Consider the following 20531-nt stretch of genomic DNA (forward strand, 5'->3'; position numbering starts at 1 on the left):
GTCAGTTCTCCTTGCTGGCGTGCTGGCTGGGGGTCTGCTGGGTCGGAGCGGCGTAGTCGGTCGTCGCGAGCTCCTCCTCGATGGCTGCGGTGATCTCGTCACGCAGGTCGGCGAGCGGGATCTCGCGGATGACGTCGACGAAGAAGCCGCGCACGACGAGGCGCTTGGCTTCGTCCTCGGGGATGCCGCGCGCCTGCAGGTAGAAGAGCTGCAGGTCGTCGAACCGTCCTGTCGCAGAGGCGTGCCCGGCTCCCTCGATCTCGCCCGTCTCGATCTCGAGGTTGGGCACCGAGTCGGCGCGGGCACCGTCGGTGAGCACGAGGTTGCGGTTGAGCTCGTAGGTGTCGGTGCCCTCGGCCTCGGCCCGGATGAGCACGTCGCCCACCCAGACGGTGCGGGCCGTCTCACCCTGGAGCGCACCCTTGTAGGTGACACGGCTCTTGCAGTGCGGGGCGTTGTGGTCGACGAACGAGCGGTGCTCGAGGTGCTGACCGGCGTCGGCGAAGTAGACGCCGAGCAGGGTCGCGTCGGCGCCCGGGCCGGCATACCGCACGTTGGCGTTGACGCGGACGACAGCACCACCGAGCGTCACCGACACGTGGGTGAAGCGCGCGTCGCGCCCGACGAGGGCGTCGTGCTGGGCGAGGTGGAGGGTGTCGTCGGACCAGCGCTGCACGGAGACGACGGTGATGTCGGACCCGTCGCCCGTGACGACCGAGAGCAGCTCGGAGACGCGGGCGCTGCCGGCGTGCTCGACGACGACGACGGCCTTGGCGAAGCGGCCGGCGCGCACCACGACGTGGGCGTGCACCGGGTCGGCGCCGGCGCCGTCGAGGCGGATGCGGACCGGCTCGGTCAGCTCGGCCTCGGCCGGCACGTCGACGAGCACGGCGCCGTCGGCAGAGGCTGCCGCGAGGACGGCGGCACGGTCCTGCGGGGGCAGGATGCCGAGGCCCTGCGCCTCGGCGGCCGAGATGGTCGACGTCGTGACCCCCTCGGGCAGGCTGGTCGTCCAGTCGAGGTGCCCGGTGGCGCCCTCGGCGAGCAGGGCGGCGAGCTTCTTCACCGGGGTGAAGCGCCACTCCTCCTCGCGTCCGGACGGCAGCGGGAACGCCGCGACGTCGAAGGACGCCGCGCGCTCGGCGCGCGACTGCTGGGGCACGAAACCGGCCGCCGAGGCGGCAGCCGCGGTCTGGGGGTCGACGTGCGTGGTGGGGCTGGCGTCGGTCACGGAGGCATCCGTGTCGACGAGCGTGTCGGCAACGGGCATCAGCCGACGGCTCCTTCCATCTGGAGTTCGATGAGGCGGTTGAGCTCGAGGGCGTACTCCATCGGCAGCTCACGCGCGATGGGCTCGATGAAGCCGCGCACGATCATCGCCATGGCCTCGTCCTCGGCCATGCCACGGGACATGAGGTAGAACAGCTGGTCCTCGGACACCTTGGAGACGGTGGCCTCGTGCCCCATCGAGACGTCGTCCTCGCGGATATCGACGTAGGGGTAGGTGTCGGAGCGGCTGATCGTGTCGACGAGCAGCGCGTCGCAGCGCACCGTCGAGGCCGAGTGCGAGGCGCCCTCGAGCACCTGCACGAGACCGCGGTAGGACGCACGACCGCCGCCACGGGCGACCGACTTGCTGATGATCGAGCTCTTCGTGTGGGGGGCGGCGTGCACCATCTTGGAGCCGGTGTCCTGGTGCTGGCCCTCGCCGGCGAAGGCGATCGAGAGCGTCTCACCCTTGGCGTACTCGCCCATGAGGAAGACCGCGGGGTACTTCATCGTCACCTTGGAGCCGATGTTGCCGTCGATCCACTCCATCGTCGCGCCGGCCTCGCACGTCGCACGCTTCGTGACGAGGTTGTAGACGTTGTTGGACCAGTTCTGGATCGTCGTGTAGCGCACGCGGGCGTTCTTCTTGACGATGATCTCGACGACGGCCGAGTGCAGCGAGTCCGACTTGTAGATCGGCGCCGTGCAGCCCTCGACGTAGTGCACGTAGGAGCCCTCGTCGGCGATGATCAGGGTGCGCTCGAACTGGCCCATGTTCTCGGTGTTGATGCGGAAGTAGGCCTGCAGCGGGATGTCGACGTGGACGCCCTTGGGCACGTAGATGAACGAGCCGCCCGACCACACCGCCGTGTTGAGCGCCGAGAACTTGTTGTCGCCGGCCGGGATCACCGTCGCGAAGTGCTCGCGGAAGAGGTCCTCGTGCTCCTTCAGGGCCGTGTCGGTGTCGAGGAAGATGACGCCCTGCTGCTCGAGGTCCTCACGGATCTGGTGGTAGACGACCTCGGACTCGTACTGCGCCGCGACGCCCGACACGAGACGCTGCTTCTCGGCCTCGGGGATGCCCAGGCGGTCGTAGGTGTTCTTGATGTCCTCGGGCAGGTCGTCCCACGTGGCCGCCTGCTTCTCTGTCGACTTCACGAAGTACTTGATGTTCTGGAAGTCGATGCCGGTGAGGTCGGAGCCCCACGACGGCATGGGCTTCTTGCCGAAGAGGGTGAGGCTCTTGAGGCGCAGCTTCGTCATCCACTCGGGCTCGCTCTTGCGGGCCGAGATGTCGCGCACGACGTCCTCGTTGAGCCCGCGACGCGCGTTGGTGCCCGCAGCGTCGCTGTCGGCCCAGCCGTACTCGTAGGTGCCGATGCCCTTGAGTCCCGGGTTGAGCTCTTCGATGTGGGTGGTCATGAGGAACCTTCCTTGACGTTCGTGCGGTCGTGCCGTGGGTTTCGCGTCGTGGTGGGGCTGTCGGTGATGACGCTCGTGCCGGTGGTGTCAGTGGTCTTGGTGCCCTCGGTGCCGCTCGGGCCGATGCCACGCGAGGTATGCCGTCCGGTGCCCTCGGGTGCGTCAACACCGTGGGCGACGGGGCTCTTCCGGGTGAGCTCACCGATCGGGACGAAGGTCGGCACGAAGGTCGTGCACACGTGGTCGCCGCCCGCGAGGGTGGCGAGGCGCTGCACGTGGACGCCGAGCAGACGCGAGAAGGCGTCGGTCTCGGCCTCGCAGAACGCGGGGAACTCCGTGGCGGCGTGCTGCACCGGGCAGTGCCCCTGACAGAGCTGCACGCCGGTCAGACCGCCTGCGCCGACAGGCCGGGCCGTGGCGGAGAAACCGTCCTCGCTGAGCGCCTCGACGAGGGCGATGGTGCGCGCGGCGGGGTCGGTGCCCGCGTCGGCGAGCCGGGCGGCATACCGCTCCTCGAGCGTCGCGACGCGGCTGCGGGCGAAGTCGGCGACCGCGCCGGAGCCGGCGGTGGTCTCGAGGTAGCGCAGCACCTCGACGGCGAGCGAGTCGTAGTCGGCCTCGAGGGCACCGTGCCCGGCGTCGGAGACGACGTAGGCCCGGGCAGGACGGCCTCGGCCACGGCGCGCGGCCGTGGGCTCGTGCTCGACGACGGCGCCCTGCTCGACGAGGACGTCGAGGTGGCGGCGGACGGCGGCGGGGGTCAGCTGGAGGTGGCGACCCAGCTCGGCAGCGGTGACGGGGCCATCGGAGGAGACCATGTGCAGGACCCGGGAGCGCGTGCGCGACTCGAGCGGCGAGACGTGCTCGCCGTCCCTCGTCTCGCGCTGCGACTGCTCAGGGAAAAACACCACACCATTGTGACCTAATTACCCCGGCGACTTCCAGTCAGGGTGCCCTAACCGCATCGGTGTCGTCGTCGGGATCCATGTCGTCGGGGTCCGCCTGCGGGGGCATGATGACCGACGGGAGCTTACGGCGCGGCGGGGCGACCGAGTCCGGACCGAACCACCGGCGACGCAGCGGGGCCGTGACCCAGCCCAGCGGGCAGGTCAGCACGTAGCCGTAGGCGACCGCGAGCGCCGTCGTGCCCGGGAAGAAGATGAGCCCGAGGACGAGCAGGATGCCGAGCGGCACCGAGATCCGCAGGTGGCGCGGCGAGAGCAGGTCGCGGAAGGACCGGAAGCGGAACGACGAGGCCATGAGAGCGGCGGGCAGGACACCGGCGGCGACCGGCAGCAGGGGCGCCCAGTCGTAGAGCGGGTCGCCGATGGCGAGGACGGTCGCGATGACGACGCCCGCCGCACCGGGGCTCGCGAGCCCGACGAAGTATCGCTTGTCGGCGAGCGGGTCGATCGTGACGTTGAAGCGGGCGAGGCGGTAGGCCGCGCAGGCGAGCCAGAACATCGCACCGGCCCAGGCCCACAGGGGGTAGGCGGGCAGCGCCCACGTGTAGACGAGGACGGCCGGCGCGATGCCGAAGGAGATGAGGTCGGCGAGCGAGTCGAACTGCAGGCCGAAGGGCGTGATCGCCCCGACCGCACGCGCGACGGCGCCGTCGGCGATGTCGAGCACGATCGAGACCGCGATGAGCACGGCGGCAGCGCGGTAGTGCGTCTGGAAGGAGAGCAGCACCGACGAGAAGCCGCAGATCATGTTGCCGAGGGTGAAGAGGCTCGGCAGCACGGCCCGGGCGCGGACCCGGGGGTTGATCCGGCTCCACGGCACGACGCGCGCGCCGGTCGCGGAGACGAGCTGGAAGCGGCGGCCGATGCGCTCGCGCCGGCTCGGGGTCGCGCCGCCGGTCACGACGGGTCCGCGGCCGGGAAGCGCCCGAGCACGGTCTCGCCGCCCACCGCGCGCTTGCCCTTGCTCACCTCGAGCACGACCTCCGGTGGCACGAAGACGTCCATGCGCGAGCCGAACTTCATCAGGCCCATCCGCTCGCCGGTCGCGACCTCGTCCCCCGGCTCGATGCGGGTCACGATGCGCCGCGCGAGCTGGCCGACGAGCTGGCGGTAGACGACCCGGCGGGTGTGCCCGCCCACGACCTGCTCGACGATGACTTCGCTGCGCTCGTTCTTCATCGCGCTCTCGGCGCGGTACGCGGCGAGGAAGCGGCCCGGGGTGTGGTGGACGTCGATGACCCGGCCGCCGTAGGGCGAGCGATTCATGTGCACGTCGAGCAGGGACAGGAAGATGCTCACCTGCTGCCACTCCCCCGGCGGCGCGATGCCGGGCTGGGGCTCACCGACGTGCGTGACGATGCCGTCGGCCGGTGCCAGCACGACATCGGGGTCGGTGACCGGCGAGCGGTCGGGGGTGCGGTCCGGGTCGCGGAAGAAGAGCGTCACCCCGGCCGTCAGCAGCCCCAGGGCCAGGGTCGTGCGCGGGCGTCGGGCAAGGGCGGCGACCACCGTCGGCACGGCTGCCATGACGGTGAACGGCCGGGCGGCCGGGTCGATCTTCACAGGTCGGGCTCTCCCAGTCTCGGGTGGTCGGTCAGGCGGTGATCGGGTGCGGTGGGACCGAGCCTAGACTCATCAGCCATGACCGCAGCGGTGACACTGTCCGACGTCCGTCGCCGGTTCGGAGCCGTCGACGCCCTCGACGGACTGTCGTGGCACGCCCCGTCGGGCGCGGTCACCGCGGTGCTCGGCCCCAACGGTGCCGGCAAGACGACGGCCATCGAGTGCGCCGTCGGGCTGCAGCGCCCCGACTCCGGCACGGTGCGGGTCCTCGACACCGATCCGGGCACCGCCGGGCCCGACCACCGGGCCCGCGTCGGGGTGATGCTCCAGAGCGGGGGTCTGCCCAACGGGGCGAAGCCGATTCGCCTGCTCGCGCACCTCGCCCGCTTCTACGCCGAGCCCGCCGACGTCCACGCGGTCGCGGCCCGGCTCGGGGTCCCCGACTTCGCGGGCACGACGGTGCGGCGGCTCTCGGGTGGGCAGAAGCAGCGCCTCGCCCTCGCGGCGGCCCTGCTCGGCCGACCCGACGTTCTCTTCCTCGACGAGCCGGTGGCCGGCCTCGACCCCCACGGCCGGCTCGACGTGTGGGACCTCATCCGCGAGCTGAGAGACGAGGGCACGACGATCGTCGTGACGACGCACTCCTTCGAGGAGGCCGAGCGGCTCGCCGACCACCTCGTCATCATGAGCGCCGGGCGCACCGTCGCCGAGGGCGCCCTGGCCGACGTCGTCGGTGCCGGATCGCTCGAGGAGCTCTACTTCAGCCTCACCCGGAAGGGGGCGGCATGACCACCGCACCGCCGCGCCCCGCCACGCGGGCCGCTGCCCCTCGTCGGCGCGTCCTCGCCCAGGCCGGCTTCGAGACCTCGACGCTGCTGCGCAACGGCGAGCAGCTGCTCGTCTCGCTCGTCCTGCCCGCGCTCGTGCTCATAGGCCTGCACGCCACCGGCTCCCCCTCCCTCGGACCGGGGCGCAGGATCGACGTCGCGGTGCCCGGGGTCATCGCCCTCTGCGTCATCTCGGCCTCCTTCACCTCGCAGGCCATCTCGACGGGCTTCGACCGGAGGTACGCCGTCCTGCGCTACCTCGGTACGACGCCCCTCGGCCGGGGCGGGCTCATCGCCGCCAAGGTGCTCGCGACGCTCGCGATCGAGGTCATCCAGATCGCCGTCATCGCGGTCATCGGGGTCGCCCTCGGGTGGAGCCCCGACCTCAGCGGCATCCCGTATGCCGTCCTCTTCGTCGTCCTCGGCACGTGGGCCTTCGTCGCCCTCGCCCTCCTGCTCGCCGGCACGCTGCGGTCGGAAGCCGTGCTCGCGCTCGCCAACCTCATCTGGGTGCTGCTCCTCGTCGGTGGAGGCGTCATCGTGCCGCGCACGGAGCTCCCCGACGGCCTGTCGACCGTCGCAGCCCTGCTGCCGTCGGCCGGGCTCGCCGACGGGCTGCGCTCGGCCCTCGTCGACGGCGCGTTGAACCTCCCGGCTCTCGGGGTCGTCGTCGCCTGGGGAGTGCTGGCGACAGCCCTGGCCGCGCGTTTCTTCCGCTTCGACGACTGACCGGTAGGGCAGACTCGGGCTCGGGGCACCGGGCCCTCTCCCCGACCGCATGGAGGCGTCGTGTTCGACTACATCTTCGGGCTGCCGATGCACGCGCTGGTCATCCACGCGGTGGTCGTCCTCGTGCCCCTGTCGGCCCTGATCGCCATCGCCTTCGCGGTGCGGCCGGTGTGGCGCCACCTGCTCCGCTGGCCGGTCGCGATCGGCGGCGTCATCTCGGGGGTCACGGCCTTCGTCGCGGCCGAGAGCGGAGAGGCCCTGCAACGCCGGGTGACGCAGGTCAGAGCCAGCACCACCAACTTCGACCTGCTGCGCGAGCACGTCGAGTGGGGCGACCGGGCGAAGATCCTCTGCTTCCTCTTCATGGTGCTCTGCCTCGTGGCGGCGTGGTTCCTCCGGGCGCCTGACGACGACGAGCCGCGCCGACGCATGCTCGAGGTCCCGCTGGCGATCCTTCTCGTCGTCTCCGCGCTCGCGGCGCTCATCACGGTCGTGCTGGCCGGTCACGCCGGAGCCCAGGTCACCTGGGCCGGCCTCGCCTGACTCCCTGACGCGCGGGCCGGCTGCGCTCAAGCGGCGCGGGGCGGGTCGTGCAGGCCTGGCCACGGGCGGGTGAGCGAGCTGCTGCTGGACGGGGGCGGGTGCGGGGCGGCCCGCAGCCAGCGCTTACGCTTCCCCCGTGTCGCTCGTCTCCTCCGTCGCATCCCGCCTGCCCCGGGTGCCCCGCCCCTGGGCGCGCGGCATCCTCATCGCCAACCTCGTCGGCGAGATCGGGATCGTCGTCACCGGAGGGGTCGTGCGCCTCACCGGCAGCGGCCTCGGCTGCCCCACCTGGCCGGAGTGCGTGCCCGGGTCGTTCACCCCGGTGCGCACCGACGAGAGCCAGTTCCACGACCTCGTGGAGTTCGGCAACCGGCTGCTGACCTTCGCCGTCGTCATCCTCGCACTCGCGGCGCTCTACTGCGTCGTGACGGCGTGGCCGCAGCGAGGGCGGCTCCAGCTCGTCGCGGTCGGAGTCCTCGCCGGCATCCCGGCCCAGGCGATCCTCGGCGGCATCACCGTGCTGACCGGCCTCAACCCGTGGCTCGTCGCGAGCCACTTCCTCCTCTCGATGGTGCTCGTCGCACTGTCCACGGCGCTCGTGCGCGGGTCTCGCGACGACGTGTCGGGCCCGGGTGAGCTGCTCTTGCACCGCATCGCCCGCGTCGTCGCCATCGTCACGAGCCTCGTCGGTGCCGTCGTCGTCGTGCTCGGCACCATCGTCACCGGGTCGGGCCCGCACTCGGGTGACGCCGACGCCCCGGCCCGCACCGGCTTCGACCCCCGCGTCGTGTCGTGGCTGCACGCCGACGCCGTCATGCTCTTCTCCGGCCTCGTCGTCGCGACCCTCGTCGCCGTGCTCATCACCGCGAAGGCCGACGAGGTGCGCCGGGCCTGGTGGGTCGTGCTCGGGGTCACGCTCGCCCAGGGAGTGATCGGCTACGTGCAGTACTTCACCGCCCTGCCGATCGTCCTCGTGCTGCTGCACATGCTCGGCGCGAGCCTGCTCGTGGCCGCCCTCACCTGGGGCGTCCTCGCGACGCGGCGCCACCCCGTCTGACCGTCACCGCAATCCGTTCGAGCACCACCGTGCCGGCCACCCCGCGGCTCCTGCCGCGATCGGCGACGACCGTAGGGTGGGCCGGGTGAGCGACGAGCAGCCGGCCCTGCACGACGGCGACCTGCGACTGCGGCCGTGGACCGCGGCAGACGTCGAGGCCACCCGGCTGCTGCACGACGCGGAGATCGCCCACTGGTTCGACGTCGACGCGACACCGCCCACGAGCGAGCACCACCGCTCCTGGGTGGAGCGGACCCACGCAGAGTGGTCCGACTCCCGCGCCAAGGCGACCTTCCTCGTCGAGTGGCGCGGCGAACCCGCCGGCTCGGTCGACGTGCGGCGGCGCTCCGACGGCGTCGGGGTGCTGTCGTGGATCACGTATGCCCCCTACCGCGGCAGGGGGCTCGCCTCCCGCGCCGTGCGCCTCCTCGTCGACTGGGCCTTCGCGGACCTCGGCCTGCGCCGCGTCGAGGCCGAGGTCAACCCGCTCAACCGCGCGTCACTCCGGACGGCGCTGCGGGCCGGGTTGCGGCGCGAGGGGCTGCTGCGCGGCAACACGACGCTGGGCGGCGAGGTGCACGACACCGTCGTCCTCGGTCGCCTGGCCGGGGACCCTGCACCCGGCACCCGAGAGGGCTTCACCGCCATGCTCGACTCCGTGCTGCCGACGAAGCGGGTCATCGGGCAGGGCCTCATCCGCGACGCGGCCGGCGCCGTGCTGCTCTGCGAGCCGGTCTACAAGCGTGACTGGGACCTGCCCGGAGGCGTCGTCGACCCGGGCGAGCCACCCCGCGAATGCGTCGCCCGCGAGATCCGCGAGGAGCTCGCCCTCGAGGTGACGGTCGGCCGCCTGCTCGCGACGAACTGGCTCGCCCCCTGGCTCGGGTGGGGCGACGCGGTGCTCTTCGTCTACGAGGTCGAGACGCCCACCGCCGCGGCCCTGGCGCGCGTGCGCCTCCTCGAGCGCGAGATCCGCGCCATGCACTGGGTCGCGCCGCACGAGCTGGGCGGGCGGGTGGCGCCCTACAACGAGCGGATGCTGACGAGCCTCGCCGCGGCCGGGGAGGGCCACGCGACCCTCGAGCTCGCCGACGGCCTCCCGGTGCGCTGACCCGCAGAGCCCGCCGGACGGCATACCGCCCCGGCGCGACATGGGCACTCGACAGGGACAGGCGTCGGGCAGCCCCCTGACCCCTCAGTCGAGTGCCCAACTCCCGACGCCACCAGCACGAGGAGACAAGTCGGGAAATGGGCACTCGAAAGGGACATGCCCCGGGCAGCCCCCTGACCCCCTCAGTCGAGTGCTCACTTCTCGACAGGCGGGCTCAGCCCATGCCGGGGAGCGGCAGGTGCCAGATCGGGTCGAGGGCCACGCCGACGAAGAGGATCGTCAGGTAGGTGATCGAGAAGTGGAAGAGACGCATCGGGCGCAGGGCGTCCTCGGCCACCCCGGCGCGAGCCCGCGACAGCAGGCGGTGGGCCTCGGCGAGGAAGAGCCCGCCGGACACGACTGCGGCGACGGTGTAGACCCAGCCCATCGACTGCACGGGAATGAGGGCGAGCGAGGTGAGGACCATCGCCCACGAGTAGGCCACGATCTGCTTGGCCACGACGACGAAGCGCTCGACGACCGGCAGCATCGGCACGTGGGCGGTGGCGTAGTCGTCCTTGTAGCGCAGCGACAGCGGCCAGTAGTGCGGCGGCGTCCAGAAGAAGATCACCATGAAGAGGATCAACGCCGACCAGCTGACCGAGCCGGTGACGGCCGACCAGCCGATGAGCACCGGCATGCAGCCGGCCGCGCCGCCCCAGACGATGTTCTGGGCCGTGCGCCGCTTGAGCAGCAGGGTGTAGCCGAAGACGTAGAAGAGCAGGGCCGCGAGGGCGAGCCACGCGCTCAGCCAGTTGACGAGCACCCCGAGCCAGACCGTCGAGACGACGGCGAGCGCCACCCCGAAGAGCAGGGCTCCCCGCGGCGACACCGTGCCGGTGACGAGGGGCCGGTTGCTCGTGCGGTGCATGACGGCGTCGATGTCGCGGTCGATGTAGCAGTTGAGCGTGTTGGCCGAGCCGGCCGACAGCGTGCCCCCGACGACGGTCGCGACGACGAGCCAGAGGTTGGGCACGCCCTGCTGGGCGAGGAACATGACGGGGATCGTCGTGATGAGCAGCAGCTCGATGATCCGCGGCTTCATGAGGGAGACGTACTGCCCGAGGACGAACGTGGGTCCACTGCCGTCGGGACCGTGCAGCGTCGACAGGTCGGCGCGGGGGTCCACCGTTGTCACTGAGATCCTCATCGCTGGGTTCGTCGCTCCGACGGTCGGGTACGGAGCATGGCGTCGCAAGTCTAGACCGTCGCTCGCGGGGGACTTCACTCCCTCGCCCGTAGCCGGTCTGCCCCACCTCCCACTCTGCCGCAGCGCCACCATCCCCGCCCCCGCCACGCAGTCGTTCACGAACTGGTCGTGCTGTCAGCGGCATCCGTGCTGGGACTAGGCTCGCGGCATACGTGAGATCCACCTTTCTGGCGAAGGAGACCCGTTCGTGACCAGCACCGCCACGTCGGCGAAGAAGCCCACCCGTTCCAGCTCCACGAGGAAGGGGAAGGCGGACGGACTGCTGGCGGGTCGCGATCCCGGCCTCCCGAGGCCCGTGGCGAAGAAGGCGGGCTGGTCCGACCTCGACGTGCGTGCCGTCGACACGACGCGCCTCCTTGCGGCCGACGCCGTGCAGAAGGTCGGCAACGGGCACCCGGGCACCGCGATGTCGCTCGCTCCCCTCGCCTACCTGCTCTACCAGAACGTCATGACGCACGACCCGAGCGACCCGTCGTGGCTCGGTCGTGACCGCTTCGTCCTGTCGTGCGGGCACTCGAGCCTCACCCAGTACATCCAGCTCTACCTCTCCGGCTACGGCCTCTCGCTCGACGACCTCAAGGCGCTGCGCACCTGGGGCTCGCAGACCCCGGGCCACCCGGAGGTCCACCACACCAAGGGCGTCGAGATCACGACCGGACCGCTCGGCTCCGGGCTCGCCTCCGCCGTCGGCATGGCGATGGCCCAGCGGCGTCAGCGCGGGCTCTTCGACCCCGACGCGAAGCCCGGCACGAGCCCGTTCGACCACCACGTCTACGTCATCGCCTCCGACGGCGACATGCAGGAGGGCGTGACCCACGAGGCGTGCGCGCTCGCCGGCCACCAGGAGCTCGGCAACCTCACCGTCGTCTACGACGCCAACCAGATCTCGATCGAGGACGACACCGACATCGCCTTCAGCGAGGACGTCGCGGCCCGCTTCGCGGCATACGGCTGGCACGTCGTCGACGTCGACTGGCGCCAGGACGCCGACGGCGCGACCTACGTCGAGGACGTGGACGCCCTGCTCGCAGCGATCCGCTCGGGCGAGAAGGTCACCGACAAGCCGACCCTCGTCGTGCTGCACACGATCATCGCCTGGCCGGCCCCGACCAAGCAGAACACCGGCAAGTCGCACGGCTCCGCCCTCGGCGAGGAGGAGATCGGCGCGACGAAGGGGCTGCTCGGCTTCGACCCGAAGAAGTCCTTCGTCGTCGAGCCCGCCGTCCTCAAGCACGCGCGCGACGTCGTCAAGCGGGGCAAGGCGGCCCACCGCGAGTGGGACAAGGGCTTCAAGGCGTGGCGCAAGGCCAACCCCGACCGCGCGAGCCTGCTCGACCGCATCCTCGACGGCACGCCCCCTGCAGGTCTCGCCAAGGCGCTGCCGACCTTCCCCGCCGACGACAAGGGTCTCGCGACCCGCGCGGCGAGCGGCAAGATCCTCACGGCGATCGCCGACGTCATGCCCGAGCTCTGGGGCGGCTCGGCCGACCTCGCCGAGTCCAACAACACGACGATGGAGGGCCAACCCTCCTTCATCCCGAGCTCGAAGCAGACGTCGACGTGGAAGGGCGACCCGTTCGGCCGCACGCTGCACTTCGGCATCCGTGAGAACGGCATGGGCATGATCCTCAACGGGATCGCGCTCGAGGGCCTCACCCGCCCCTACGGCGGCACGTTCCTCGTGTTCTCCGACTACATGCGGCCGGCGGTGCGCCTCGCGGCGATCCAGCAGGCCCCCGTCACCTACGTCTGGACGCACGACTCCATCGGCCTCGGCGAGGACGGTCCGACGCACCAGCCGATCGAGCACCTCGCCGCGCTGCGCGCCATGCCAGGCCTCGACGTCGTGCGTCCTGCCGACGCCAACGAGACGGCCGTGGCGTGGCAGCAGATCCTCACGGCCGGCAACGGCCCGGCGGCGCTCTGCCTCACCCGCCAGAACGTCCCCACGTGGGACCGCACGAAGTACGGCAAGGCGAGCGGCGTCGCGAAGGGCGCCTACGTCCTCGTCGAGGAGTCCCGAAAGGGCGAGCCGGACGTCATCCTCGTCGCCACCGGCTCCGAGGTGCAGCTCGCCGTCCAGGCGGCCGAGCGGCTCGAGAAGTCGAAGATCTCGACGCGCGTCGTGTCGATGCCCTGCCGGGAATGGTTCGAGAAGCAGACCCGTTCCTACCAGGACAAGGTGCTGCCGCCCGCGGTGCGCGCCAGGGTCAGCGTCGAGGCCGCGGTCTCGATGGGTTGGCACGACATCGTCGGCGACGCCGGACGCAGTGTCAGCATCGAGCACTTCGGTGCCTCGGCCGACCAGGCGACCCTCTACCGCGAGTTCGGCATCACTGCCGACGCCGTCGTCAAGGCCGCCAAGGACTCCCTCAAGGCCGCCGGCGCTGCGGCGCGGACGGCCCCGCGGGTCACCGAGACCAACCCGAGCCGAGCCGCCCAGAGCGCCTCGACCGATGTCATGGGCTCCGACGTGGAGGCCAGTGACCAGGCTTCGCAGTCGGCAGCATCCGCCACGAGCAAGGGGAAGTGAACAGCATGTCCAACCCGAACACCCAGGCCCTGTCCGACGCCGGCGTCTCGATCTGGCTCGACGACCTGTCGCGCGAGCTGCTCGAGACCGGCAAGATCGCCGACCTCGTCAAGGAGCGCAACGTCGTCGGCCTCACCTCCAACCCGTCGATCTTCCAGGCCGCACTGTCCAAGGGCGACCGCTACAACAAGGACCTCGCGGCCCTGACGGCTGACGGCAAGGACGTCGAGGAGGTCGTCTTCGAGCTGACGACCTCAGACGTTCGGGAGGCCTGCGACATCTTCCTGCCCGTCTACGAGTCGACGAAGGGTGTCGACGGGCGCGTCTCGCTCGAGGTCGACCCCCGCCTCGCGCACGACACCGACAAGACGATCGCGCAGGCCAAGCAGCTGCACGACGCGGTCGGCCGCGAGAACGTCCTCATCAAGATCCCCGCGACCAAGGCGGGCCTGCCGGCCATCACGGCAGCGATCGCCGAGGGCATCAGCGTCAACGTGACCCTGATCTTCTCGCTCGAGCGCTACCGCGCGGTCATGAACGCCTACCTCGAGGGCCTCGAGAAGGCCCACTCCGCCGGCAAGGACCTCTCCAAGATCCACTCGGTCGCGTCCTTCTTCGTCTCCCGCGTCGACACCGAGATCGACAAGCGTCTCGACGCCATCGGCACGAGCGAGGCCCGCGGCCTCAAAGGCAAGGCCGGCCTCGCCAACGCGCGGCTCGCCTACCAGGCCTTCGAGGAAGTCTTCTCCACGCCGCGCTGGGGATCGCTCGCCGACGAGGGCGCCAACCCGCAGCGTCCGCTGTGGGCGTCGACCGGGGTCAAGGACCCGGCCTACCCCGACACGCTCTACGTCACCGAGCTCGTGGCCGCCGACGTCGTCAACACGATGCCCGAGAAGACGCTCGAGGCGACCGCCGACCACGGCGACATCCACGGCGACACCGTGACCGGGGGCTACGAGCTCGCGAGCAATCTGCTCGACGACCTCGAGCGCATCGGCGTCTCCTACACCGAGGTCGTCGACCTGCTCGAGGAGGAGGGCGTCGACAAGTTCGAGAAGGCCTGGGGCGAGCTCCTCGACGGCGTCAAGGACGAGATGGCGAAGGTCTCCGCATGAGCTCGCTGTCGGTGAGCGCCTCCGGCGCGGCCGCCGATGCCATCGCGGCCCACGTCCCCGAGCTCGTCGCCGACCAGGTCGCGAGCAAGCTCTTCGCGCAGGACGCGACGCTGTGGGGGCCTGAGGCCGAGTCCGAGTCTCGCATCCGCCTCTCGTGGGTGGGCCTGCCGCGCTCGTCCCGGCCGCTCGTCGGCGAGATCGAGGCCCTGCGTGACGACTTCGCGTCCCGTGGCCTGACCCACGTCGTCCTCTGTGGCATGGGCGGGTCCTCGCTCGCCCCCGAGGTCATCTGCGCGACGGCCGGCAAGGACCTCGTCGTGCTCGACTCGTCCGACCCCGACTACGTGCGCCGGGCGCTCGGCGACGACCTCGAGCACACCGTCGTCGTCGTGTCGAGCAAGTCCGGCTCCACCGTCGAGACCGACTCGCAGCGCCGTGCCTACGAGGGCGCCTTCACCGACGCCGGCATCGACCCTGCGACCCGCATCGTCATCGTCACCGACCCGGGCAGCCCGCTCGACCAGGAGTCGCGGGCCAAGGGCTACCGCGTCGTCAACGCCGACCCCGACGTGGGCGGCCGCTACAGCGCGCTGACGGCCTTCGGTCTCGTGCCGAGCGGCCTCGCGGGCGTCGACGTCGGCGCCCTCCTCGACGAGGCGGAGTCGGTGGCCGACCTGCTCGCCGAGGACGACGAGGCCAACCCCGCGCTGCGCCTCGGCGCTGCGATGGGTGGCACCGCTCCGCTGCGCGACAAGCTCGTCCTCGTCGACGAGGGCTCGGGCATCGTCGGGTTCGCCGACTGGGCCGAGCAGCTCATCGCCGAGTCGACCGGCAAGGACGGCACGGGCGTGCTGCCCGTCGTCGTCGAGGGTGACGACGCCCCCGAGGTGCGCTCCCCCGCCGCCGACGTGCTCGTGGCCCGGCTCGTGCCGGTCGACGACGACACCGTCGCGTCGGGCGACGACGTACGCGTGAGCGGCGCCCTCGGTGCCCAGCTGCTCCTCTGGGAGGCCGCGACCGCCGTCGCCGGGCGCCTGCTCGGCATCAACCCCTTCGACCAGCCCGACGTCGAGTCGGCCAAGAAGGCCGCCCGCGCGCTCCTCGACCAAGGCACGGCCGCGAGCGAGGACCCCGCGGCGACCGATGGTGCCGTCGAGATCCGAGCCATGGGCGGCGACTGGCTGGGCTCCGCCTCGACCGTCGCCGAGGCGGTCGACGCGCTGCTCGGTCAGCTCGACGCCGAGCACGGCTACGTCGCCGTCATGGCCTACCTCGACCGTCTCGGCGACGCCGACCTCGCCGAGGTGCGGGCCCGGATCGCCGAGCGCACCGGCCGCCCGACGACCTTCGGCTGGGGGCCACGCTTCCTGCACTCGACGGGGCAGTTCCACAAGGGCGGCCCCGGCGTGGGCGTCTACGTGCAGATCACGACGGCCCCCGGTCAGGACCTCTCGATCCCCGGACGCGAGTTCACCTTCGGCGACTTCATCGCCTCGCAGGCAGGCGGTGACGCACAAGTGCTCGCCGACCACGACCGTCCGGTCCTGCGTCTCCACCTGACCGACCACGACGCCGGCCTCGCCCAGGTCACGGCCGCGCTGTCGCAGGGAGGGCGTGCATGACCCCGGCGCGAATCGCCCACGGGGAGAACCCGCTTCGCACCGCGCAGGACAAGCGGCTCCCCCGCATCGCCGGCCCCTGCGGCCTCGTGCTCTTCGGCGTGACGGGCGACCTCGCCCGCAAGAAGCTCATGCCGGCGATCTACGACCTCGCGAACCGTGGCCTCCTGCCGCCGGGCTTCTCGCTCGTCGGCTTCGCCCGGCGCGACTGGGCCACCCAGGACTTCGGCAAGGTCGTGCATGACGCCGTCAAGGAGCACGCCCGCACGCCGTTCAGCGAAGACGTGTGGCGCAACCTCTCCGAGGGCTTCCGCTTCGTGCCCGGCACGTTCGACGACCCCGCGGCCTTCGACCTGCTCGCCAAGACCGTCGAGGAGCTCGACCGCGACCGCGGCACAGGTGGCAACCACGCCTTCTACCTCTCCATCCCCCCGGGCTTCTTCGCGACGGTCTGCGAGCAGCTCGAGCGGTGCGGGCTCACGACGGCCGAGGGTGACAGCTGGCGACGGGTCATCATCGAGAAGCCGTTCGGCCACGACCTCAAGAGCGCCCAAACGCTCAACGCCATCGTCGAGGGGGTCTTCCCGCCCGACTCGGTATTCCGCATCGACCACTACCTCGGCAAGGAGACGGTGCAGAACCTCCTTGCACTGCGCTTCGCCAACCAGCTCTTCGAGCCGGTCTGGAACGCCAACTACGTCGACCACGTGCAGATCACGATGGCCGAGGACATCGGCATCGCCGGCCGCGCCGGCTACTACGACGGCATCGGCGCCGCCCGCGACGTCATCCAGAACCACCTCCTCCAGCTGCTCGCCCTCACCGCCATGGAGGAGCCGGTCTCCTTCGACGCGAAGGACCTGCGAGCCGAGAAGGAGAAGGTGCTCTCGGCCGTCCGCCTGCCGGCAGACCTCGACAAGCGCGCGGCCCGGGGGCAGTATGCCGCCGGCTGGCAGGGCGCCGAGGAGGTCGTCGGCTACCTCGAGGAGGACGGCGTCGACCCCGCGTCGACCACCGAGACCTTCGCCGCGGTCACCCTCGAGGTCGACACCCGGCGCTGGGCCGGCGTGCCGTTCTACCTGCGCACGGGCAAGCGGCTCGGCAAGCGGGTCACCGAGATCGCTGTCGTCTTCAAGCGCGCTCCCCACCTGCCCTTCGAGCACACCGCCACCGAGGAGCTCGGGCAGAACGCCATCGTCATCCGGGTCCAGCCCGACGAGGGCGTGACCATCCGCTTCGGCTCGAAGGTGCCGGGTGCGCAGATGGAGGTGCGTGACGTGACGATGGACTTCGGCTACGGGTCGTCGTTCACCGAAGCCTCCCCCGAGGCCTACGAGCGCCTCATCCTCGACGTCCTGCTCGGCGAGCCCCCGCTCTTCCCCCGGCACGAGGAGGTCGAGTCCTCGTGGAGGATCCTCGACCCGCTCATGAGGCACTGGGCCAAGGGCGGCAAGCCGGAGCAGTACGTCGCCGGCACCTGGGGCCCCGCCTCGGCCGACCGAATGCTCGAACGCGACGGACGCACGTGGAGGATGCCGTGATCCGCGACCTGACCGACACCACGACGACCGGCATCAGCAAGACACTGGTCCGCCTGCGCAACGAGGTCGGCGCCATGGCGCTCGGCCGCGTGCTGACGCTGGTCATCGTCGTCGAGGACACCGACGCCGGCCACGCGATCGACGTGGCGAACCAGGCAAGCAGGCAGCACCCGTGCCGCATCATCGTCGTCATCCCCGGCGACCGTCGCGGCAAGAACCGCCTCGACGCCCAGATCCGCCTCGGCGGCGACGCCGGCGCGAGCGAGATCGTCGTGCTGCGCCTCTACGGGGCCCTCGCCAACCACGGTCCGAGCGTCGTCGTGCCGCTGCTGCTGCCCGACTCGCCCATCGTGGCGTGGTGGCCCGGCGAGGCGCCCGCCGACGTGGGCAAGGACCCCATCGGGGCGATGGCCCAGCGCCGCATCACCGACGTGGCCGAGCACCGCAACCCGCGGCTCATGCTCAAGAAGCGAGTCGCGACCTACGCACCGGGCGACACCGACCTCGCCTGGACGCGTGTCACCCACTGGCGCGGCCTGCTCGCCGCAGCCCTCGACCAACCGCCCTACGAGCCGATCACGAGCGCCGTCGTCAGTGGCGCGCCCGACTCCCCCTCGTCGGACCTGCTGGCCGCGTGGCTGCAGCGCCGGCTCAAGGTGCCGGTGCACCGCGTCTCGACCCCCCGCGGGTCGGGCATCAGCTCGGTGCGGCTCGACCGCAAGAGCGGCCCGATCGACCTCGTGCGCCCGGGCGACGTCGTGGCCACCCTGTCGCAGCCCGGTCAGCCCGACCGGCGGATCAGCCTGCCCCGCCGCGACCTGCCCGAGTGTCTCGCCGACGAGCTGCGTCGACTCGACCCCGACGACGCCTACGAGGACGCGCTGCTGCACGGCCTCGAGGCCCTGCAGCCGGTGCGCCTCACGGCGGCCGCGGCAGCCAAGGCCGGCAAGGCGCCAGACCCGGCCGAGTCACGCCGTCTCGCGGCGCGACTGGGCCGCGACGAGTCGGCGCAGGAGGCGAGCGCGATGATCTCGGCCCCGCCCGCGCCCGAGCACGCCGAGACCGAGCAGGTGCGTGCCGCCACGGTGCGCAAGCTCGCCGGAAAGCGCACGCCGCGCGAGAAGCAGGCCGAGAAGGCCCGCAAGCAGGCGAGCGCGGCGTCGGCGAAGACCTCGACGGCGTCCAGCGCTCCGTCTGCCGAGTCGAAGCCGAACACCACGCCGACGACGCGGACGACGAAGAAGGCTGCCGCCACGAAGGCGACGGCCGCGAAGGCGGCCACCGCCAAGGCTGCCGGCACGAAGACGGCGACGAAGAAGACGGCGACGAAGAAGGCAGCCGCCGGGACGTCGGCGACGACGAAGCGGACCGCCAAGGCCCCGACGACAAAGGCGGCCACGACGAAGGCCACCTCGTGACGGCTGACCCTCGCGTCGTCGTCCACCCGGACAAGCAGTCCCTGGCCGATGCCGCCGCGGCTCGGCTCGTGACCGCGCTGCTCGACGCGCAGACCCGCAACCCGGAGGCCCAGGTCGCCCTGACCGGTGGCTCGATGGGCTCGGCGATCATCGCGTCGGTGCTGCGCACACCGGGGCGCTCCGCCGTGGACTGGTCGAGGGTGCGGGTCTGGTGGGGCGACGAGCGCTACCTGCCCGCGGGTGACCCGGATCGCAACGACACCCAGAACGACGAGGCCGGCCTCAGCGCACTGGGGCTCGACCCCGCGAAGGTGCACCGGGTGGCCGGCCCCGACGCGTCCGACACCGCCGAAGCCAGTGCGCAGGCCTACGGCGAGTCGATCAGGGAGCACGGCCAGAAGGCCTGGGACGTCGTGCTCTTCGGCGTGGGTCCCGACGGGCACGTGGCCTCGCTCTTCCCGCACCACCCGGCCCAGCGCGAGGCCGACGCCATCGCCGTGGCCGTGCACGACTCACCCAAGCCGCCACCGGACCGCGTGAGCCTCACCTTCGAGTGCTTTGAGCGCAGTCACGAGGTGTGGTTCCTCGTCGCAGGCAGCGACAAGGCGGAGGCGGTCGCAGCCGCCCTCGCCCCCGGAGCCCACCGTTGGGACGTGCCGGCAGCGGGGCCGAGGGGCACCGACGCCACCCTGTGGCTCGTCGACGCCGACGCAGCCTCGGCCCTGGGCTGACGACGCCGCCACACGGCATACGCCATCGGCTCGCCCAGCGCGGACAGCACGGACGAGCAGGCACGACGAAGGGCCCGGGAATCCTCCCGGGCCCTTCGTCGTGCGGTCGCCGTCGGCGACCGCCGAGGTCACTGGATGAGGCCGCGCTCACGCAGGGAGCTGAGGGCTTCGTCGAGGATGGCAGCGCCGTCGGCGTCGCTGCGCCGCTCCTTCACGTAGGCCAGGTGCGTCTTGTAGGGCTCGACCTTCGGCGGAGCGGGAGGGTTCTCCTTGTCCTGGCCGGCGGGGTAGCCGCAGCGCGGGCAGTCCCACGTCTCGGGCAGCACCATGCCGGGCTCCTGCGCGAAGCTCGGGCGCGTCTCGTGCCCGTTGGAGCACCAGTAGGAGATGTGGACGCGGGGAGCGGCGTCGCCGCGCTCCGCCTCGCCCATGGGGCCCGCGCCGACCCGGCTTCCGCGAATCGCGTTACCACTCGCCATGGTTGTCGTCCTCTCAGCTCGCGAACCGGGCCAGCAGGCCCAGTCCGATGATGGCCGTCGCCCACACCGCGGCGACGGCCACGGTGAAACGGTCCAGGTTGCGCTCGGCAACCGACGACCCGCCGAGCGAGGTCGACATGCCGCCGCCAAACATGTCGGACAGGCCACCACCCTTGCCCTTGTGCAGCAGGATGAAGAGGGTCAGGACCAGGCTGGACAGCACCAGCAGGACCTGAAGGGCGATGCGGACCGCATCCACGTGGTCACTCCAAATCGTCGGGACGTCGTCAGCCACGGCGTCAGCACCGCGGCTCGATCAAGGGCTCGGGCAAGGATACCTTCCCCCCACCCGATCGA

Annotated in this window: 19 protein-coding genes; 11 read left to right on the top strand and 8 right to left on the bottom strand. The window is 71.5% G+C overall.

Annotation, left to right across the window (positions count from 1 at the left end):
* Nucleotide 1 precedes the first annotated feature (1 nt).
* From sufD to FHX52_RS05835, 5 genes are read right to left on the bottom strand one after another with little or no spacing between them, the layout of a single operon-like run.
* A complete protein-coding gene (gene sufD, locus FHX52_RS05815) occupies nucleotides 2–1270 on the bottom strand; it encodes a Fe-S cluster assembly protein SufD (RefSeq protein WP_141820741.1) in 1269 nt (422 codons plus the stop codon).
* Nucleotides 1270–2691 carry a Fe-S cluster assembly protein SufB gene (sufB, locus tag FHX52_RS05820; RefSeq protein ID WP_141820743.1) on the bottom strand — a complete coding sequence of 474 codons (1422 nt, stop codon included), beginning with the start codon at nucleotides 2689–2691 and terminating at the stop codon, nucleotides 1270–1272. The genes sufD and sufB overlap by 1 nt, the downstream gene beginning before the upstream one ends.
* Complete coding sequence (locus FHX52_RS05825) at nucleotides 2688–3599, bottom strand: helix-turn-helix transcriptional regulator (protein ID WP_342777897.1); 912 nt, start codon at nucleotides 3597–3599, stop codon at nucleotides 2688–2690. The genes sufB and FHX52_RS05825 overlap by 4 nt, the downstream gene beginning before the upstream one ends.
* Before the next feature lie 37 nt (nucleotides 3600–3636).
* Entirely contained in the window at nucleotides 3637–4557 is a 921-nt protein-coding gene (locus tag FHX52_RS05830) for a CDP-alcohol phosphatidyltransferase family protein (protein ID WP_141820745.1), read from the bottom strand.
* A complete protein-coding gene (locus FHX52_RS05835) occupies nucleotides 4554–5219 on the bottom strand; it encodes a phosphatidylserine decarboxylase (protein ID WP_141820747.1) in 666 nt (221 codons plus the stop codon). The genes FHX52_RS05830 and FHX52_RS05835 overlap by 4 nt, the downstream gene beginning before the upstream one ends.
* 78 nt (nucleotides 5220–5297) lie before the next feature.
* Between FHX52_RS05835 and FHX52_RS05840 the strand changes: the two genes are divergently transcribed.
* From FHX52_RS05840 to FHX52_RS05860, 5 genes are all read left to right on the top strand, one after another.
* A complete protein-coding gene (locus FHX52_RS05840) occupies nucleotides 5298–6008 on the top strand; it encodes an ABC transporter ATP-binding protein (RefSeq protein ID WP_141820749.1) in 711 nt (236 codons plus the stop codon).
* The gene (locus tag FHX52_RS05845; protein ID WP_141820751.1) at nucleotides 6005–6775 is read left to right on the top strand and encodes an ABC transporter permease; all 771 of its coding nucleotides are present in this window, start codon (nucleotides 6005–6007) and stop codon (nucleotides 6773–6775) included. Before FHX52_RS05840 ends, FHX52_RS05845 begins: the two co-directional genes overlap by 4 nt.
* 60 nt (nucleotides 6776–6835) lie before the next feature.
* The gene (locus FHX52_RS05850; protein ID WP_141820753.1) at nucleotides 6836–7318 is read left to right on the top strand and encodes a DUF2231 domain-containing protein; all 483 of its coding nucleotides are present in this window, start codon (nucleotides 6836–6838) and stop codon (nucleotides 7316–7318) included.
* Nucleotides 7319–7454: 136 nt separating this feature from the next.
* Nucleotides 7455–8375 (top strand): COX15/CtaA family protein, encoded by a 921-nt coding sequence (locus tag FHX52_RS05855; protein WP_141820755.1) that lies wholly within the window; start codon nucleotides 7455–7457, stop codon nucleotides 8373–8375.
* Between the two features lie 85 nt (nucleotides 8376–8460).
* Nucleotides 8461–9486 (top strand): NUDIX hydrolase, encoded by a 1026-nt coding sequence (locus FHX52_RS05860; RefSeq protein WP_141820756.1) that lies wholly within the window; start codon nucleotides 8461–8463, stop codon nucleotides 9484–9486.
* Between the two features lie 214 nt (nucleotides 9487–9700).
* Here FHX52_RS05860 and FHX52_RS05865 read toward each other — a convergent pair whose 3' ends face one another.
* Nucleotides 9701–10663 carry a heme o synthase gene (locus FHX52_RS05865; protein ID WP_425460086.1) on the bottom strand — a complete coding sequence of 321 codons (963 nt, stop codon included), beginning with the start codon at nucleotides 10661–10663 and terminating at the stop codon, nucleotides 9701–9703.
* Nucleotides 10664–10994: 331 nt separating this feature from the next.
* Here FHX52_RS05865 and tkt point away from each other — a divergent pair, with 331 nt between their 5' ends.
* Genes tkt through pgl form a run of 6 tightly spaced genes read left to right on the top strand, consistent with a single transcriptional unit; the run spans nucleotide 10995 to nucleotide 19695 of the window.
* A complete protein-coding gene (gene tkt, locus FHX52_RS05870; protein WP_141822051.1) occupies nucleotides 10995–13268 on the top strand; it encodes a transketolase in 2274 nt (757 codons plus the stop codon).
* 5 nt (nucleotides 13269–13273) lie between these two features.
* The gene (tal, locus tag FHX52_RS05875) at nucleotides 13274–14386 is read left to right on the top strand and encodes a transaldolase (RefSeq protein WP_141820758.1); all 1113 of its coding nucleotides are present in this window, start codon (nucleotides 13274–13276) and stop codon (nucleotides 14384–14386) included.
* Nucleotides 14383–16008, top strand: a complete 1626-nt coding sequence (locus tag FHX52_RS05880; protein ID WP_141820760.1) for a glucose-6-phosphate isomerase — start codon at nucleotides 14383–14385, stop codon at nucleotides 16006–16008. The genes tal and FHX52_RS05880 overlap by 4 nt, the downstream gene beginning before the upstream one ends.
* Nucleotides 16005–17546 carry a glucose-6-phosphate dehydrogenase gene (gene zwf / locus FHX52_RS05885; RefSeq protein WP_141820762.1) on the top strand — a complete coding sequence of 514 codons (1542 nt, stop codon included), beginning with the start codon at nucleotides 16005–16007 and terminating at the stop codon, nucleotides 17544–17546. Before FHX52_RS05880 ends, zwf begins: the two co-directional genes overlap by 4 nt.
* A complete protein-coding gene (locus FHX52_RS05890; protein ID WP_141820764.1) occupies nucleotides 17543–18964 on the top strand; it encodes a glucose-6-phosphate dehydrogenase assembly protein OpcA in 1422 nt (473 codons plus the stop codon). The genes zwf and FHX52_RS05890 overlap by 4 nt, the downstream gene beginning before the upstream one ends.
* Complete coding sequence (pgl, locus tag FHX52_RS05895) at nucleotides 18961–19695, top strand: 6-phosphogluconolactonase (RefSeq protein WP_141820766.1); 735 nt, start codon at nucleotides 18961–18963, stop codon at nucleotides 19693–19695. Before FHX52_RS05890 ends, pgl begins: the two co-directional genes overlap by 4 nt.
* A 128-nt stretch (nucleotides 19696–19823) precedes the next feature.
* On the opposite strand, the gene FHX52_RS05900 is transcribed toward pgl, so the two are convergent.
* Together FHX52_RS05900 and secG are read right to left on the bottom strand one after the other, a co-directional pair.
* Entirely contained in the window at nucleotides 19824–20174 is a 351-nt protein-coding gene (locus FHX52_RS05900) for an RNA polymerase-binding protein RbpA (protein ID WP_141820768.1), read from the bottom strand.
* A gap of 13 nt (nucleotides 20175–20187) precedes the next feature.
* Nucleotides 20188–20433, bottom strand: coding sequence for a preprotein translocase subunit SecG (gene secG, locus FHX52_RS05905; protein ID WP_141822052.1), 246 nt, complete (start codon nucleotides 20431–20433; stop codon nucleotides 20188–20190).
* Nucleotides 20434–20531 lie beyond the last annotated feature (98 nt).

It is taken from the genome of Humibacillus xanthopallidus (genome assembly GCF_006717145.1).
In the GTDB taxonomy this organism is placed as follows: domain Bacteria; phylum Actinomycetota; class Actinomycetes; order Actinomycetales; family Dermatophilaceae; genus Humibacillus; species Humibacillus xanthopallidus.

Coding starts and splice junctions, on each gene's coding strand:
- sufD (WP_141820741.1), bottom strand. CDS start 1,270: ATGCCCGTTGCCGACACGCTCGTCGACACGGATGCCTCCGTGACCGAC.
- sufB (WP_141820743.1), bottom strand. CDS start 2,691: ATGACCACCCACATCGAAGAGCTCAACCCGGGACTCAAGGGCATCGGC.
- FHX52_RS05840 (WP_141820749.1), top strand. CDS start 5,298: ATGACCGCAGCGGTGACACTGTCCGACGTCCGTCGCCGGTTCGGAGCC.
- FHX52_RS05845 (WP_141820751.1), top strand. CDS start 6,005: ATGACCACCGCACCGCCGCGCCCCGCCACGCGGGCCGCTGCCCCTCGT.
- tal (WP_141820758.1), top strand. CDS start 13,274: ATGTCCAACCCGAACACCCAGGCCCTGTCCGACGCCGGCGTCTCGATC.
- FHX52_RS05880 (WP_141820760.1), top strand. CDS start 14,383: ATGAGCTCGCTGTCGGTGAGCGCCTCCGGCGCGGCCGCCGATGCCATC.
- zwf (WP_141820762.1), top strand. CDS start 16,005: ATGACCCCGGCGCGAATCGCCCACGGGGAGAACCCGCTTCGCACCGCG.
- FHX52_RS05900 (WP_141820768.1), bottom strand. CDS start 20,174: ATGGCGAGTGGTAACGCGATTCGCGGAAGCCGGGTCGGCGCGGGCCCC.